The 15,639-nt window shown below is 71.0% G+C and carries 17 protein-coding genes; 8 read left to right on the plus strand and 9 right to left on the minus strand.

Features of this window, described 5'->3' with window-relative positions:
• Positions 1–104: 104 nt before the first annotated feature.
• Together ABH929_RS05220 and ABH929_RS05225 are read right to left on the minus strand one after the other, a co-directional pair.
• A complete protein-coding gene (locus tag ABH929_RS05220; RefSeq protein WP_131880696.1) occupies positions 105–854 on the minus strand; it encodes an SOS response-associated peptidase in 750 nt (249 codons plus the stop codon).
• A gap of 145 nt (positions 855–999) precedes the next feature.
• Complete coding sequence (locus tag ABH929_RS05225) at positions 1,000–1,686, minus strand: hypothetical protein (RefSeq protein WP_404560391.1); 687 nt, start codon at positions 1,684–1,686, stop codon at positions 1,000–1,002.
• Positions 1,687–1,833: 147 nt separating this feature from the next.
• On the opposite strand from ABH929_RS05225, the gene ABH929_RS05230 reads away from it, so the two are divergent.
• The 3 genes from ABH929_RS05230 to ABH929_RS05240 are packed head-to-tail and all read left to right on the plus strand — an operon-like array spanning position 1,834 to position 3,643.
• Positions 1,834–2,259: an organic hydroperoxide resistance protein gene (locus ABH929_RS05230; RefSeq protein ID WP_123310325.1), complete on the plus strand. Its 426-nt coding sequence runs from the start codon at positions 1,834–1,836 to the stop codon at positions 2,257–2,259.
• Between the two features lie 9 nt (positions 2,260–2,268).
• Positions 2,269–2,655 carry a YchJ family metal-binding protein gene (locus tag ABH929_RS05235; RefSeq protein WP_263092048.1) on the plus strand — a complete coding sequence of 129 codons (387 nt, stop codon included), beginning with the start codon at positions 2,269–2,271 and terminating at the stop codon, positions 2,653–2,655.
• 34 nt (positions 2,656–2,689) lie between these two features.
• Positions 2,690–3,643: an SDR family NAD(P)-dependent oxidoreductase gene (locus tag ABH929_RS05240; protein ID WP_263092047.1), complete on the plus strand. Its 954-nt coding sequence runs from the start codon at positions 2,690–2,692 to the stop codon at positions 3,641–3,643.
• A 29-nt stretch (positions 3,644–3,672) separates the two neighbouring features.
• On the opposite strand, the gene ABH929_RS05245 is transcribed toward ABH929_RS05240, so the two are convergent.
• Entirely contained in the window at positions 3,673–4,539 is an 867-nt protein-coding gene (locus tag ABH929_RS05245; protein ID WP_404560392.1) for a shikimate dehydrogenase family protein, read from the minus strand.
• Between the two features lie 58 nt (positions 4,540–4,597).
• On the opposite strand from ABH929_RS05245, the gene ABH929_RS05250 reads away from it, so the two are divergent.
• Positions 4,598–5,602: an iron-siderophore ABC transporter substrate-binding protein gene (locus tag ABH929_RS05250; protein WP_404560393.1), complete on the plus strand. Its 1,005-nt coding sequence runs from the start codon at positions 4,598–4,600 to the stop codon at positions 5,600–5,602.
• A gap of 104 nt (positions 5,603–5,706) precedes the next feature.
• Here the strand turns inward: ABH929_RS05250 and ABH929_RS05255 are convergent, their stop codons facing one another.
• Positions 5,707–6,111, minus strand: a complete 405-nt coding sequence (locus tag ABH929_RS05255; protein ID WP_123293628.1) for a DUF1304 domain-containing protein — start codon at positions 6,109–6,111, stop codon at positions 5,707–5,709.
• Positions 6,112–6,171: 60 nt separating this feature from the next.
• Here ABH929_RS05255 and ABH929_RS05260 point away from each other — a divergent pair, with 60 nt between their 5' ends.
• Both ABH929_RS05260 and ABH929_RS05265 read left to right on the plus strand, forming a co-directional pair.
• Positions 6,172–6,495 (plus strand): chorismate mutase, encoded by a 324-nt coding sequence (locus ABH929_RS05260; protein ID WP_123671988.1) that lies wholly within the window; start codon positions 6,172–6,174, stop codon positions 6,493–6,495.
• Complete coding sequence (locus ABH929_RS05265; protein ID WP_404560394.1) at positions 6,492–7,613, plus strand: lactonase family protein; 1,122 nt, start codon at positions 6,492–6,494, stop codon at positions 7,611–7,613. Before ABH929_RS05260 ends, ABH929_RS05265 begins: the two co-directional genes overlap by 4 nt.
• 137 nt (positions 7,614–7,750) lie before the next feature.
• Here the strand turns inward: ABH929_RS05265 and ABH929_RS05270 are convergent, their stop codons facing one another.
• The 4 genes from ABH929_RS05270 to purS are packed head-to-tail and all read right to left on the minus strand — an operon-like array spanning position 7,751 to position 12,057.
• The gene (locus tag ABH929_RS05270) at positions 7,751–8,671 is read right to left on the minus strand and encodes a 2-hydroxyacid dehydrogenase (protein WP_263092043.1); all 921 of its coding nucleotides are present in this window, start codon (positions 8,669–8,671) and stop codon (positions 7,751–7,753) included.
• 16 nt (positions 8,672–8,687) lie between these two features.
• A complete protein-coding gene (purL, locus tag ABH929_RS05275) occupies positions 8,688–11,069 on the minus strand; it encodes a phosphoribosylformylglycinamidine synthase subunit PurL (protein ID WP_258373281.1) in 2,382 nt (793 codons plus the stop codon).
• A 35-nt stretch (positions 11,070–11,104) separates the two neighbouring features.
• A complete protein-coding gene (gene purQ / locus ABH929_RS05280) occupies positions 11,105–11,800 on the minus strand; it encodes a phosphoribosylformylglycinamidine synthase subunit PurQ (RefSeq protein WP_111085606.1) in 696 nt (231 codons plus the stop codon).
• A gap of 5 nt (positions 11,801–11,805) precedes the next feature.
• Positions 11,806–12,057: a phosphoribosylformylglycinamidine synthase subunit PurS gene (purS, locus tag ABH929_RS05285; RefSeq protein WP_017886272.1), complete on the minus strand. Its 252-nt coding sequence runs from the start codon at positions 12,055–12,057 to the stop codon at positions 11,806–11,808.
• Between the two features lie 188 nt (positions 12,058–12,245).
• Here purS and ABH929_RS05290 point away from each other — a divergent pair, with 188 nt between their 5' ends.
• Both ABH929_RS05290 and ABH929_RS05295 read left to right on the plus strand, forming a co-directional pair.
• Positions 12,246–12,860 carry a PadR family transcriptional regulator gene (locus tag ABH929_RS05290; protein WP_404560395.1) on the plus strand — a complete coding sequence of 205 codons (615 nt, stop codon included), beginning with the start codon at positions 12,246–12,248 and terminating at the stop codon, positions 12,858–12,860.
• The gene (locus ABH929_RS05295) at positions 12,857–14,506 is read left to right on the plus strand and encodes a DHA2 family efflux MFS transporter permease subunit (protein ID WP_404560396.1); all 1,650 of its coding nucleotides are present in this window, start codon (positions 12,857–12,859) and stop codon (positions 14,504–14,506) included. The genes ABH929_RS05290 and ABH929_RS05295 overlap by 4 nt, the downstream gene beginning before the upstream one ends.
• A gap of 169 nt (positions 14,507–14,675) precedes the next feature.
• Here ABH929_RS05295 and ABH929_RS05300 read toward each other — a convergent pair whose 3' ends face one another.
• Positions 14,676–15,494 (minus strand): cytochrome c oxidase assembly protein, encoded by an 819-nt coding sequence (locus ABH929_RS05300; protein ID WP_263092050.1) that lies wholly within the window; start codon positions 15,492–15,494, stop codon positions 14,676–14,678.
• Positions 15,495–15,639: the final 145 nt, after the last annotated feature.

The raw sequence follows: 15,639 nt of genomic DNA on the forward strand, positions 1-15,639 counted from the left end.
GGTCTCCGGGCTTCGATGGGGAACGCCGGAGGTTTCCAGCCTCGGATCGACCGCGCGCTCGCGACGGGTCAACCGCACCGATCAGATTCGGTCAGAGGGCCAGTCTAGGCGACGGGCTCGATGAGCTGCGGGCCGTCGTTCTTCACGCTGTTCACGGTGCGCGCGACCTCGTACTGCTCCAGGCCGGCCGCGACCGTCAGCGACTCGTGGTCGAGCAGCGCGAGCAGGTCGTCGGTGCCGAGGCCCCCGGCGCCACCGGTGCCGCCGCCGAGCCAGTCGTCGTAGCCGTCGGGCGTCAGGAACGCCGGCATGCGGTCGTGCACCTCGCCCGGGGCCACGTGGGCGTCCCGCGTGATGATCGCCAGCGAGAGCCGCCACTTGTCCGGGTCGCCGTCGGGCTTGGTCGGGTCCGGCCAGGCGCTCACGACCCCGGCCATGGCCAAGGCACCGCCGGGCTCGTGCACGAAGTGGGGCTCTTTGCCGTCCTCGCGCACCACCCACTCGTAGTAGCCCTGCGCCGGCACGATGCAGCGGTTCGTCGCGAAGGCCCGCTTGAACATGCCGCTCGTCGCGACCGTCTCGATGCGCGCGTTGATCGGCTTCGGGCGCTGCTTCTGGAAGTCCTTCGCCCAGCTCGGCACGAAGCCCCAGCTGATCTGCGGCAACTCGCGTTCGCCGTGCCGCTGGCGCACCGCGGACACGGGGTCGGTCGGGGCGACGTTCCAGCTCGGCACCAGGCCCGTCCCCACGACGCCGGTGTCCTGGTCGACGTGCTCGGTCCGGCCGGCGAGCTCACCGAGGAGCTCGGGCAACAGATCGGCCGTGGTGTCGGAGACGACGAACCTTCCACACATGCGCCCAGTGTGCTCCGTGCCCCCGACAGTCGCGCGGGCGGTGCTGTTGCGTCGTGTCGGCCTGTTCCGCTTCGTGAGCAGGAATGGTCGGGTCCTGTCACACCACCCGACCATTTCTGCTCACGAAGTCGGGCCAGCGGGGACCTCAGTCGCCCGGCAGCGAGAGCTTGCTGCCCTTCGGGGTGCCGGGCCGACCGCGGGCGGGCGGTGCCGGGGGGACGGGCGGGAGGGCCTCGGCCTCGACACGCAGCTGCTCCTGACGGCCGAGGGTGCGGATGCCCCCGATGGCGGTGACGGCACCGCTCGCCGGGATGAGGATCCAGACCGCGGAGAGACCGACGATGTCGTCGTTCGTCGAGACCGTGAAGACGTTGAGCAGCACGGTCGCGAGCAACGCGAGCGCCCACCCTCCCAGCAGCAGGTACCCGCGGAACGCTGCCCGGACCAGCAGATCGCGGGTCTCGGGCAAGCCGTGCAGGACGGCGTCACGGTGCTTCGGGTCGACCGTGGGAGGGTTGCGGCGGTAGTAGCGGGCGATCGCCTCCTGGGTGCGCCAGCCGTTTCCGGGGATCGGCGGGACGTTCCAGCCCTTCGGCCCGACCGGTACGAAGCACGTGCCGATGAGTCCGATGCCGGAGGCGAACAGCACCGCCACGACGATCGCAGCGGCGACGGGGACGGAGCCGTCGTCGAAGGCCAGTCCGAGGACGACGAGGCCCGCCAGTGCGACGACGGCCACGATCACACCGACGACCACGATGCGGCGGCGGCGCTGCACGCTGACGAGTGCGGGCAGTCGCTCCCGGTACACCTGCCACCCGATCTTGAACACGTGTCATGTCTACCCGGTTCGGAGTTGGCGTGCGTCAGCGTCGGCGGCGCCGGACACGCCCGGCGGCCCGGGCACGCGCGGGTGCCCGGGCCCGGTACCCCGGGCACGCGCAGCACACGTCCAGGTGGGCGCGATGACCTCGGTTCCATGAGTCTCGACATCGTCTACACCGCAGCCGCCCACGCCACCGGAGGCGGCCGCGACGGGCACGTCCGCAGCGAGGACGACCGGCTCGACCTGGACACCCGCCCGCCGAAGGAGATGGGCGGCAGCGGCGAGGGCACCAACCCCGAGCAGCTGTTCGCCGCCGGGTACGCCGCGTGCTTCCTCGGTGCACTGCACGCCGCGGGCAAGGAACTGGACCTCGACACCACCGGCGCCGAGGTCTCCGCCGAGGTCGGCATCGGCGGCACCGGCAACGGCGCCTTCGGCCTGGCCGTCGAACTCGACGTCTACGCCCCGGCCGCCCCGCAGGAGCAGCGCCAGCGCCTCGCCGAGCGCGCGCACGAGATCTGCCCGTACTCGAACGCCACCCGCGGCAACATCACCGTCACGCTGTCGATCGTCGACTAGCGTTCCGGCGTGGTCACCGACGAGACGCGCTGCCCCTGCCTGAGCGGCAACCCCTACGGCGAGTGCTGCGGCCCCCTGCACCGCGGCGCGGCCGCGCCCACCGCGGAGCGCCTGATGCGCTCACGCTTCAGCGCGTTCGCGCTGGGCCTGCCGGAGTACCTGTTGCTCACCTGGCACCCGCGCACCCGTCCGGCCGCCCTCGAGTTGGACGCGTCCCAGCGCTGGACCCGGTTGGACGTCCTGACGACGACCTCGGGAGGCCCGTTCGACTCCCGGGGCACGGTCGCGTTCCGCGCGTGGTGGCGTTCAGACGACGACCGCGGCACGCTCGAGGAGACGAGCGAGTTCGTCCGCGAGCAGGGACGATGGTTCTACGTGGACGGTGTCGTCGCCTGACGGCTCCGCACCACGCCAGCTGACAGGAGTCGACATGCCCGCACGCGACCTCACCCGCTTCGGCGACCGGACCACGGCCGCCGAGGTCGTCGACGGCCTCGACCTGACGGGGCGCACGGCGATCGTCACCGGCGCGGCTTCCGGCATCGGGGTGGAGACCGCCCGAGCGCTCGCCGGAGCCGGCGCGCGCGTGACGCTCGCCGTGCGGGACGTCGACGCCGGCCGACGTGTGGCGGAGGACATCGCCCGGACCTCGGGTCGGGACGCACCGGCCGTCGTCGAACTGCACCTGGACCGTCCCGGCTCCGTCGAGGCGTTCACCGCAGCGTGGTCGGGTCCGCTCGACGTGCTCGTCGCCAACGCCGGCATCATGGACGCGCCCGAGTCGTACACACCCGCCGGGTGGGAGTCGCAGTTCGCGACGAACCACCTCGGGCACTTCGCCCTCGCGCTCGGGCTGCACGACGCCCTGGCCGCCTCGGGTTCGGCGCGCATCGTCTCGGTGTCGTCGAGCGGGCACGGCGGTTCGCCCGTCGTGTTCGACGACCTGTTCTTCCGCCGGCGTCCCTACGAACCCGGCCTCGCCTACGGCCAGTCGAAGACCGCCAACGTGCTGTTCGCCGTGGCTGCTGGCCGGCGGTGGGCCGCCGACGGCATCACCGCGAACGCCCTGATGCCCGGCGGGATCTGGACCGGGCTGCAGAAGCACTGGGACCAAGAGGTCCTCGCCGCCACGAAGATCGCCGCGGCCGACGCCGTGAAGACCCCGGAGCAGGGAGCAGCGACCTCGGTCCTGCTCGCCACCGCACCGGAACTCGACGGGGTCACCGGCCGCTACTTCGAGGACTGCCACGAAGCAGCGGTGGTCGAGCGGATCGAGGACGGCCTGCACGGCGTGCTGCCCTGGGCGCTCGACCCGGACCAGGCCGACCGGCTGTGGGACGTCTCCGTCGCACTGCTCGACGCCGAGGCGCGGTCCCGCGGCTGACCGCGGGTCGCCGGTGTCGTCGTCTTCGGCTAGCTGCTGATGACGGCGGGCAGACCGACAGCCGTGCGCATCGCACGACGGACGGCGGCCTCGTCGGGCAGCAGCTCGTCCTCGTCACCGGTCAGGAAGAAGCGGATCTGCCCGATGGCCTGTTCGGTGAGCATGTCGAGGCCGTTCAGCACCCGGCCGCCCGCACCGGCCCAGCGCGACGCGACCGCGGTCGGCCACGGTTCGTAGGCGACGTCGAACAGCACGGCGTCCGACCCCGACGGCACCAGCTCGAGCGGGTCGGCCGCGCCGCCGGGCAGCGTCGACAGGACGAACCCGTGGTGGGTGCCGGGCAGGTCGGTGAGCGGCAGGACCTCGAGCGAGACGCCGAGCCGCACGGCCAGCTCCACGAGCGACCCGGCCTTCGCGGTGTCGCGCAGGAACACGCGCACGAGCGACGCCCCGAGCCGAACGGCCGCGGTCAGGGCGCTCGCCGCGGTCGCGCCACCGCCCAGGATCGTGGCCTCCCCGGGCAGGTGCCCGAGGGCCTCGACCGGTCGGACGAGCCCCTGGACGTCGGTGTTGGCGCCCGCGCGGACGATGCTGTCGCCCTCGCGGCGGAACGCCACCGTGTTGGCGACCCCGAGCTCGTCGACGAGCGGGGTCGTGCGGTCCAGGAGCGGCAGCACCTCGCGCTTGAGGGGCATCGTGAGACTCAGCCCGCGCCATCCGGGACCCAGCCCCGCGACGAACGCGTCGAGCCCGCCGGACGCGACCTCGTGCCTCCCGTACGACCACCCCAACCCGAGCACGTCGTAGGCCGCTTCGTGGAGCGTGGGGGAGAGCGAATGCGCGATGGGGGAGCCGAGCACCGCGAGGCGCGTGCGGTCTGGATCTGGGACGGCCACGATCACCCAGCCTATCCAGCTGATTTCCTGTACGCGCCGTTAGGTTAGGCTACCCTTCGTGATCCGCTCATCCCTTCGTCTCCGACGTGTGCTCGCCGCTGCGGGTGCCGTCGTCGCAGCCTCCCTCGTCCTCGCCGGCTGTGCCTCCGGCTCCAGCTCGTCCGAGTCGTCCTCGGGATCGTCGTCCGACGGTGCCTTCCCGGTGTCCATCACGACCGGCCTCGGCACCACGACGATCGACTCGCAGCCGAAGCGCGTCGTCGCACTCGGCTGGGGCGACGCCGAGACCGCGCTCGAGCTCGGCGTGCAGCCGGTCGGCGCGAGTGACTGGCTCGCCTTCGGTGGCGACGGCGTCGGCCCGTGGCTGAAGGACGCGTACACGAAGTCGCCGAAGATCATCCAGACGCTCGAGCCGAGCTACGAGGACATCCTCAAGCTCAACCCGGACCTGATCCTCGACGTGAAGTCGTCGGGCGACAAGGACCGCTACGACAAGCTGTCCGCGATCGCGCCCACCGTCGCGATCCCGAAGGGCGGCGAGAACTACCTGGCGTCCACCGAGCAGCAGACCACGATGATCGCGAAGGCGCTCGGCAAGGAGTCCGAGGGCAAGAAGCTGCTCTCCGACCTCGACGACGCCTACGCCGCGGCGCGCAAGGCCCACCCGGACTTCGAGGGCAAGACCGCCGTCGTCGGTGCGTACAGCTCCGAGGGCTTCGGGGCGTACGCCTCCACCGACAGCCGCTCGTCGTTCATGAAGAACCTCGGGTTCACGATCCCGTCGGCCATCGACAAGGAAGCCGGCAAGGCGTTCTCCGTCACGCTGTCCGACGAGAACCTCGACCTGCTCGACGCCGACCTGACGCTGATCCTGCCGATCTACGTCGACGCGTCGAAGGCCGAGGCTGACCCGCTGTTCCAGAAGGTGCCGTCGGTCGAGGCCGGCCACTACATCGTCTTCGACGACAAGGACGTGTCGTCGGCGTTCTCGATGGGCACCACCGCTGCGATCGAGTGGGCGCTCGACAAGCTGCCGGCGCAGTTCGAGGACAAGCTCGGCTGACCTGGCCGGTCTTCACCCGCGAAAGCGACAGGGTGCCGCCGATGTTCGGCGGCACCCTGTCGCTTTTGCGTGGTGTTCGGGGCTGACGGTGTGGTCGGGACGGCTCAGACGGGGAAGCTCGAGCCGAGCAGCGCGAAGAGCAGCGCGATCAGCGGGAGCGTGCCCTGCTTGAACGCGGAGTTGACGTACTTGCGGCCGGAGCCGACCAGGATCACCGCGGCGCCGAGCATGCTCGCGGTCGAGAACACGACGAGGGTCCAGCCGGTCGCGGTGTTGCCCGCCAGCACCAGCACGACACCGAGGATCGCGCCGATCGCCAGGAACAGGTTGTAGAACCCCTGGTTGAACGCCAGGGAGCGGGTTGCGTCGGCCTCGGTCTCGGTCGCGATGCCGAACACCTTGCGGGCACGTGGGCTCGTCCAGATGATGGATTCGAGGAACCAGATGTACACGTGGACGAGGCCAGCGAGGACCGCACACACGCCCGAGATCACGAGCAAGACCGACATGTGCTCATTCTCGCAGGCGTCGGCGGGGTTCGGCTGCGTGTCCGCCAGTAGGCTCGGGGCATGAGCGACGACGTCACCCCGCCCGAGCCCGAAGCGACGGCCGTCGCCGAACTCCGGAGCATCCGGCAGAGCATCGACAACATCGACGCCGCCGTCATCCACATGCTCGCCGAGCGCTTCAAGTACACGCAGCGAGTGGGGCACCTGAAGGCCGAATCGGGCATGCCCGCCGCCGACCCGGACCGCGAACAGATCCAGGTCGCACGGCTTCGGAGCCTCGCCGCCGAGGCACACCTCGATCCCGCCTTCGCCGAGAAGTTCCTCAACTTCATCGTCGCCGAGGTCATCCACCACCACGAGCGCATCGCCGGGCGCGACGAATGAGCGTCGACCTGCCGACCCTGCTCGTCGGTTCCTACACCGCCACCGGCGGCGGGAACGCGACCGGCATCTCCCTGGTCGACGGCGGCGCTGCCCGCGCGGGCACGGGCGCTCCGACGGTGGCGGTCGCTCGTACCGTCGCGGTGCTCGACGATCCCTCGTTCCTCGCCGTGTCGGGCGACCGCGTCTACGCCGTGTCCGAGACGAACGACGGCGGCGTCTCCGCCTTCCGGATGCAGAACGGCGCGCTCGAACACCTGTGGGACGCCTCCGCCGGCGGTGACGCCCCCTGCCACCTGCGGGTCGACCCGTCCGGGGCCCTCATCGTCACGAACTACGTCTCCGGCACCGTCACCGCCGTCTCCCTGGCGGCGGCCGAGTCGTTCTCCGCCTCGGTGCTCGCGAGCGACGGTGTCGTCCTGCCCGCCGACGGCGTGCACGGCCGCACCGACCGGCTCGCCGTCCCCGCCTCGGCCATCGCCGTCGCGACCCTGCCGGCTGCCACCGGCCCGGTGCAGGACCGGCAGGATGCGCCGCACGCGCACCAGTCCGTCGCGACGCCGGACGGCACGGTGCTCGTCGCCGACCTCGGTGGCGACGCGCTGCACGAGTTCCGCGTGACGGTGTCGGCCGACGGTGTCCCCACGCTCGAGGCCCTGCGCGTGCACCACGTGGCGCCCGGTGTCGGCCCGCGACACCTGGCCTGGTACGGCCGCGACCTGTTCGTCGCCGGTGAGCTCGACGGCGCGGTCCACCGACTCCGCCGCGACGAGTCCGGCTCGCTCGTGACGATCGCCTCGACCCCGACGTTCGAGGGTGCGGTGGGGGAGTCGCTCCTCAGCCACATCGAGGTCGACGACGCCGGACTCGTGACCGTCGCCGTCCGTGGCCGCGACCTGATCGTGGTGCTCGACGCTGCCGACGACGGGCTCGCGCTCGTCGGGTCCGCGTCGTGCGGGGGTGCCTGGCCGCGGCACTTCGCCCGGGTGCCCGGGTACGTGCTCGTCGCCAACGAGCGGTCGGACGCCATCGCCGTGCTGCCCATCGGCGCCCACGGCGTGCCGGGCGAGGCCGTCGAGCAGATCGCCGTCGGTACCCCGACGTGCATCGTCCCGCTCTGACCGCGTGCTTGCTGGAGCGTGCCTGACGCCGTCGTGTCGCTGCAACGCCTCGTTGTTCACGAGACACCGCTGACTTCAGGGGCGTCTCGTCGACACTGAGGCGTCGGACGGAGACGGCGGCGTGTTCCGACGGGTCGCTAGCGCTCGATCAGGTTCTCGAACGGGCGACCCTCGGCCAGCGCGGCGACCTGCCGACGCATCAGGTCGATCGACCGCGGGACGCTCAGATCGGTGTTGCCCCCGACGTGCGGCGTGAGGACCGTGTTCGGGGTCGTCCACAGCGGGTGGCCGTCGGGCAGGGGCTCGGGGTCGGTGACGTCGAGGGCGGCGAACAGCCGCTCGGACTGCAGCTCCGCCACCAGCGCATCGGTGTCGACGACCTTGCCGCGGGCGACGTTCACCACCAGGGCGCCGTCGGGCAGCGCGGCCAGCAGCTCGGCGTCGACCAGCCGCTCGGTCTCGTCCGTCAGCGGTGCGATGAGCACGAGGACGTCCGTCGTCGGTGCCAGCTCGGGCAGCTCGCCGAACGCGTGCACGTGGCGACCGTCCTGGTCGCGAGCGGTGCGGGCCACCACGGTGACCTCGGTGCGGAACGCCTCGAACCGGGTGGCGATCGCCGACCCGATCGCGCCGTAGCCGACGACCGTGACCCGGCGGTCGGCCAGGGACCGGGTCTCCCGGGCGTCCCACACACCGTTCGCGCGATCGGCCTGGAACGCCCCGAGCTCACGCAGCGAGGTCAGCGCCAGGCCGACGGCGAGCTCGGCGGTCTCGTCGTCGTGGATCCCCCGACCGTTCGCCAGCTGGGCATGACCGGGCACGTGCGGCACCGCGTGCTCGTAGCCGGCGCTCGGCAGCTGCAGGAGCTCGAGCGCCGGCAGGTCGTGCACGAACTGCCAGCGGTGCCGCCCACCGAAGTAGAACGGCAGGAACGTGATCGCGACGTCGTCCGGGCGACCGTACGGCGCCTCGACGTCCCACACGTCCAGCTCGATGCCGTCCGGCACGGGGCCGAACCGGTCGACGAGCTCCGCGAAGGGCAGGGTGACGATGGGCACGCGGTGTCCGCCGGGCCTAGGAGTCCGTGCGCGGCGAGAACGCACCGTCGGAGTCGAGCGGCCCACGGCCGACGTACCCCTCGGTGACGTCCTCGACGATCACGTCGCCGAAGCGGGCCGGCAGCGTCGCGTTGTGCGTGCCGCGGAGCTCGTCGAGCGTCGCCGTGAACGCACCCTGGACCTCGAGCGCGTTCGACGTGGCGTCGGTCACGCCGATGCGCAGGACCGGGAAGCCCCGACCGTCGCACAGACCCTGGAAGCGGACGTCGTCCTCGCGGCGGACGGTCACGATGACGCGACCGGTCGACTCGGAGAACAGCGCGGTCGCCGTGTCGACGCCGTCGCGGGACTCGAGCTCGTCGAGGACCACGCGGGCGCCGAGGCCGAAGCGGAGCACCGACTCGGCGAGCGATTGGCCGAGGCCACCGTCCGCCAGGTCGTGCGCACTCGTCAGCAGCTGCTCGCCGCTCGCTGCGAAGAGCAGCTCGGCGAGCTCCTTCTCGCGACCGAGGTCGACCGCCGGCGGACGACCGCCGAGGTGGCCGTGCACCGTGCCGGCCCACGCCGACCCGTCGAGCTCGAGGCTCGTGGTGCCGAGCAGGTAGATGTTGTGGCCGTCGTCCTGCCAGCCCGACGGGACGCGCTTGGCGACGTCGTCGATGACACCGAGCACACCGACGACCGGGGTCGGGTGGATCGGGGTCGTGCCGGTCTGGTTGTAGAACGACACGTTGCCGCCGGTGACGGGGATGCCGAGCTCCATGCAGCCGTCGGCCAGGCCCTCGACCGCTTCGGAGAACTGCCACATGACCTCGGGGTTCTCGGGGGAACCGAAGTTCAGGCAGTCGGTGACCGCAGCGGGGACGGCACCGGTGACGGCGACGTTCCGGTACGCCTCGGCCAGGGCCAGACGAGCGCCCTGCTTCGGGTCGAGCTGGCAGTAGCGGCCGTTGGCGTCGGTGGCGATGGCGACACCGAGACCCGTTTCCTCGTCGACGCGGATCATGCCGCCGTCGTCGGGGAAGGACAGGGCCGTGTTGCCGAGCACGTAGGTGTCGTACTGGTTCGTGACCCAGTTCTTGGACGACAGGTTCGGCGAGCCGAGCAGGCTGAGGAACTGCGCCTTGAGGGCTGGGCCGTCGGCCGGACGGTCGAGCGACGCCGCGGTGTCGGCCTGCAGCGCGTCGATCCAGGTCGGGTAGGCGACCGGGCGGTCGTAGACCGGGCCGTCGACGGCGACGGTGCGCGGGTCGACGTTCACGATCTCCTGGCCCTGCCAGTCGATGACGAGACGGCCGGTGCCGGTGACCTCGCCCAGGACGCTGGTCTCGACCTCCCACTTGCCGACGACGCTCAGGAACTCGTCGAGCTTGTCGGGGCGGACGACCGCCATCATGCGCTCCTGGCTCTCCGACATCAGGATCTCTTCGGCCGTGAGCGTGGGATCGCGCAGCAGGACGTCGTCGAGCGAGATGTGCATGCCACCGTCACCGTTGCTCGCGAGCTCGGACGTGGCGCAGGAGATGCCCGCGGCGCCGAGGTCCTGGATGCCCTCGACCAGTTCCTTCTGGAACAGCTCGAGGCAGCACTCGATCAGGACCTTCTCGGCGAAGGGGTCACCGACCTGGACGGCGGGACGCTTGGTCGGGCCGCCCTCGGTGAAGGTGTCGGACGCCAGGATCGACGCGCCGCCGATGCCGTCGCCACCGGTGCGGGCACCGAACAGCACGACCTTGTTGCCGGCACCGGACGCGTTCGCCAGGTGCAGGTCCTCGTGCCGCAGGACGCCGACCGCCAGGGCGTTGACCAGCGGGTTGCCCTGGTACACCGGGTCGAAGTAGGTCTCGCCGCCGATGTTCGGCAGGCCGAGGCAGTTGCCGTAGAACGAGATGCCACCGACGACGCCGTGCACGACGCGTGCGGTGTCCTCGTGGTCGATCGCGCCGAAGCGGAGCTGGTCCATCACGGCGACCGGGCGTGCACCCATCGAGATGATGTCGCGGACGATGCCGCCGACACCCGTCGCGGCGCCCTGGTACGGCTCGACGTAGGACGGGTGGTTGTGCGACTCGACCTTGAAGGTCACCGCCCAGCCGTTGCCGACGTCGACGACACCGGCGTTCTCGCCCATGCCGACCATCAGGTTCTTCGTCATCTCCGGCGTGACCTTCTTGCCGAACTGACGGAGGTAGTTCTTCGAGGACTTGTAGGAGCAGTGCTCGGACCACATGACGGAGTACATCGCCAGCTCGCCCGAGGTGGGGCGGCGGCCGAGGATCTCCTTGATGCGGGCGTACTCGTCCGGCTTCAGGCCGAGCGCGTCGTACGGCTGGTCCTTGTCGGGAGTCGCCGCGGCATCCTGCACGGTGTCGGGCTTCGGGCGCACGTAAGTCGTCACGGTGTTGTCGTTCCCTGTCACTGGAGTCGCGGCCGTCACTTGACGAGCGTCGACTCGATCACGGAGGTGAAGAAGGTGAGGCCGTCCGTGCCGGAGGCCATGGCAGCGGCCGTGTCCGGGCCGAACCCGGGCTCGGTCGCGTGCTCGGGGTGCGGCATCAGGCCCACGACGTTGCCGCGCTCGTTCGAGACGCCGGCGATGTCGTCGATCGACCCGTTCGGGTTCACGCCGACGTAACGGAACACGACCTGGCCGTTGTCCTCGATGCGCTTGATCTCGTCGGCGTCGGCGACGAACCGGCCGTCGGCGTTCTTGAGCGGGATCGTGATCTCCTGCTGCGCGGTGAACCCGGAGGTCCAGGCGGTCGAGGTGGTCTCGACGCGGAGCTTCTGGTCGCGGCGGATGAACTGCTGGTGCGCGTTGCGGGTGTGCGCCCCGGGGACCAGACGGGCCTCGGCCAGCATCTGGAAGCCGTTGCAGATGCCGAGCACGGGCATGCCCTTGCCGGCAGCGTCGATGACCTCGGCCATGATCGGCGCCTTCGCGGCGATCGCACCGGCGCGCAGGTAGTCGCCGTACGAGAACCCTCCGGGCAGCACGATGGCGTCGACGCCCTGCAGGTCGTGGTCGCCGTGCCAGAGGGCGACGGGGTCGGCGCCGGCGAGACGGACCGCGCGCTGGGCGTCACGGTCGTCGAGGGAGCCGGGGAAGGTGATGACGCCGATGCGCATCCGGGTCACTGCCCTTCGACGGTGACCGAGACGACGTCCTCGATGACCGCGTTCGAGAAGACGTCGGCGGCGATGTCGCGGACCTCGGCCAGCTTGGCGTCGTCGACGGGGCCGTCGACGGTCACCTCGAAGCGCTTGCCGATGCGGACGTTGGTCAGGTCGGCCTTGCCCAGACGGGCGAGGGCGTTGCCCACCGCCTTGCCCTGGGGGTCGAGGATCTCAGCCTTGGGCATGACCTCGACGACGATCGTTGGCACGTGTTCTCTCCAGCGCTTCAGGGGTGGGGGACGCGACCAGTCTACGGGGCGCGCGCGACACGCCGGGACGGGTCCGGGCCTCCTGTGGAGAACGTGCTGTGCGTTTGCTCACCTGTGTTCCACTCCGTATATTCGAAGTCGAATAGTCCAGTCGGAAGACTGCCGCATCGATCCGTCAGGAGGCCCGCATGGCGTCGCTCACGCCGCTCGCGTTCGCCGCGCTCGACCTGCTGAACGAGGCCCCGATGCACCCGTACGAGATGTTCCAGACGATGGTCCACCGGCAGGAGGAGCGGAACGTCAAGGTCCGCCCGGGCACCCTGTACCACCAGGTCGGCCGCCTCGCCGAGCTCGGGTTCGCCGAGGTCGTGGGCACCGACCGCGACGGCAACCGGCCGGAACGCACCACGTACACGATCACCGACGCGGGCCGCGCAGCGCTCGCGGACGGGCTCCGCCGCATGGTGGCGGAGCCCGCGGACGAGTACCCGGAGTTCCACCTGGCGCTCTCCGTGCTCGAGAACCTGCCGCACACCGAGGCGGTCGATGCCGTCCGGGCCCGGATCGTCGCACTCGAACGGGAGCGCGACGACTACGACCAGGCACTCCAGCGCGTGCAGGCCAAGCAGCTGACCGAGCGGTACTGGCTCGACGTGTCGTACGTCCGTGCGATGCTCGCCGCGCAGATCGAGTGGCTCAGCACCACCGTCGACCGCATCGCCAGCGGCGACCTCCCCTGGGACGGCCCGGCCGTCCCCACCGACACTGACTTCCCCACGAACAGCAAGGACACCACTCGATGACCACCGTCACGCCTCCGCGGACGACCGAGAAGAAGCCGTGGCCCGCCCTCTGGGCGCTCGTCGTCGGCTTCTTCATGATCCTCGTCGACTCGACCATCGTGTCGGTCGCCACCCCCACCATCGCGCAGAAGCTCGACGCGGACATCAACTCCGTGATCTGGGTGACGAGCGCGTACCTGCTCGCCTACGCCGTGCCGCTGCTCATCACCGGCCGGCTCGGTGACCGCTTCGGCCCGAAGGTCATGTACCAGATCGGCCTCGTGGTCTTCACGCTCGCCAGCCTCTGGTGCGGTCTGTCCGGCTCGATCGAGATGCTCATCGTGGCCCGTGTCGTGCAGGGCCTCGGCGCCGCGATGATGAGCCCGCAGACGATGTCCGTCATCACGCGCATCTTCCCGCCGCAGAACCGCGGTGCCGCGATGGGTCTGTGGGGCGCCGTCGCCGGTGTCGCCTCGCTCGTCGGCCCGATCGTCGGCGGCCTGCTCGTCGACGGCTTCGGCTGGGAGTGGATCTTCTTCGTGAACGTCCCCGTCGGTGTCGTGGCGTTCGTGCTCGCGCAGCGTTTCGTGCCGTCCTTCGACCGCCACGGGCACCGCTTCGACTACCTCGGCATCTTCCTGTCCGCCGCGGGGCTGTTCCTGCTCGTCTTCGGCATCCAGGAAGGCGAGACCTACGACTGGGGCACCATCGCCGGGCCGATCTCGGTGTGGTCGCTCATCATCGTCGGCCTCGTGGTGCTCGCCGGGTTCGTCGTCTGGCAGGGCGTGCAGAAGGGCGAACCGCTGCTGCCCCTCGGTCTGTTCAAGGACCGCAACTTCACCCTGGCCAACGTCGCCATCACGGCCGTCGGTGTCGCGATCGCCTCGTTCGCGCTGCCGATCATGCTCTGGGCGCAGGACGTCCTGCGGTTCTCGCCGACCCAGGCTGCGCTGCTGCTCGTGCCGCAGGCCGTGCTGTCCGCCGGCCTCGCCCCGCTCGTCGGCAAGAACCTCAACCGGTGGAACCCGCGCTGGGTCGCCGCGTTCGGGCTCGCGTGCTTCTCGACCGGGCTGTTCTGGTTCGGCGCCCTGCTGTCGTCGAGTGCCGACTGGGGATGGGTGCTCCTGCCGAGCGCGCTCCTCGGCATCGCCAACGCGTGCATGTGGGGTCCGCTGTCCGTCTCGGCGACGCGCAACCTGCCGCCGAAGCTGGCCGGTGCCGGCTCGGGCGTCTACAACACGACTCGTCAGATCGGTGCCGTGCTCGGTTCCGCCGGCATCGCGGCGCTGATGGAGGCCCGGATCACCGCGAACTTCCCGGCCTCGACCGGTGGGACCTCCGCCGGTGGTGCCGAGCAGCAGGTCGGCGGACTGCCCGGGGCCCTGCTCGAGCCGTTCTCGCGGGCCATGGGTGAATCACTGTTCCTTCCGGCGATCGTGCTCATCGCGGCGATCGTGGCGGCGCTGTTCCTGGCGAAGCCGAAGCAGACCGTCGCCTGGCAGCAGACCGGTGGCGTGACCGCGCAGCCCGGCGCGGAGGGCACTGCGCCGGCCGAGGGCGACGCGAAGCCGACCGAGCACGGCGTGCACGCTGCGGCCGCTGCTCCGGCGACGGCCGAGGCCGAGCTCGCCGCCTCCGACCACCACGGCAAGCACGCCGACGCCTGACCCGCGCCGACCACCCGGGCCCCGGGCTGCTCACACGGGCGGCCCGGGGTCCGCGTGCGTCCGGGGTCCGGGGCCCGGGGCCCGGGCGCAGTCGTTGCGGCCGCGGGGTTGCGACACCGTCGATGACGTACGACATCGAGGTCGTCGTTCCGGGTCGGCGCTCGCGCGCTCAACCCCGGCGCTGCAGGTGCTCCCGCGTCAGCTCGTCGATCTGCTCGTCGGTCAGGGCGTCGACGGCGTGGGCCTCGCGGCGGTCGGTCCGCTGCCACCGGATGAACAGCGAGATGAGCACGGGGATGTCCGCCACCTCGGCGATGAACCACAGCAGGTCGCCCGCCAGGTGCTGATCGCGCAGCGGTGACGGGAACCACGGTTGCCCCACGGCCTGCACCACCGACCCGTCGAGCACGTGGTTCGTGATCCGGAGCACGATGCCCGGCACCGCGTCGATCATCAGCTCCACGAAGGCGAGCAGGAACTCCGCGGTGACGAACGTCGACGACCGCAGCACACCGGGTTCCGACAGCGGAGCGAGCAGCCCGAACCCGAGCATCGGCACCGTCACCGTGATCACGACGGCCCAGACGGACGATTCGCGCAGGGTCGCCGCGAACGGTGTCAGCAAGAGGCCGAACAGGACGAGGGCGACGAGCGGCGCGACGATCGCGTTGCCGAGCAGGCGCACTGGACGCGACCGCATGGCGGCGTCGGCGGCGTGCGCGAGGCGATCCGGGCCTCCTGTCCGGAGCAACGAGACGGGCGCACCGAGCGCGGCGAAGGTGGGGACCGCGAAGAAGAGCAGGGCGGACCGCAGCACGAACGCCCACCGCAGCTGCTGGTCGTACACGCCGACGATGCCGAACTGCAGGATCCCGAACAGCACCAGTGCGGCGAGGAAGGCGAGGGTGCGCCACCAGGGCCAGCGCGCGCCGCGACGTGCGGCGCCGACGATCCACCAGCCGTAGGCGACCGCGGCGACGGCGATCATCACCGCGGACAGGGGATCGAACCGCCAGGTGCTCCAGAACTCGGGTGTCGACGGCGTCGGGTGCCTCCAGGGGATCGGCCTGCCGCCATCCTCTGCCCGGCGCGTGTGCCGGTGCAGGCCCGAGGCGCCCCGAACGGTGAGAACC

This window comes from Curtobacterium sp. AB7 (assembly GCF_044909335.1).
GTDB lineage: Bacteria > Actinomycetota > Actinomycetes > Actinomycetales > Microbacteriaceae > Curtobacterium.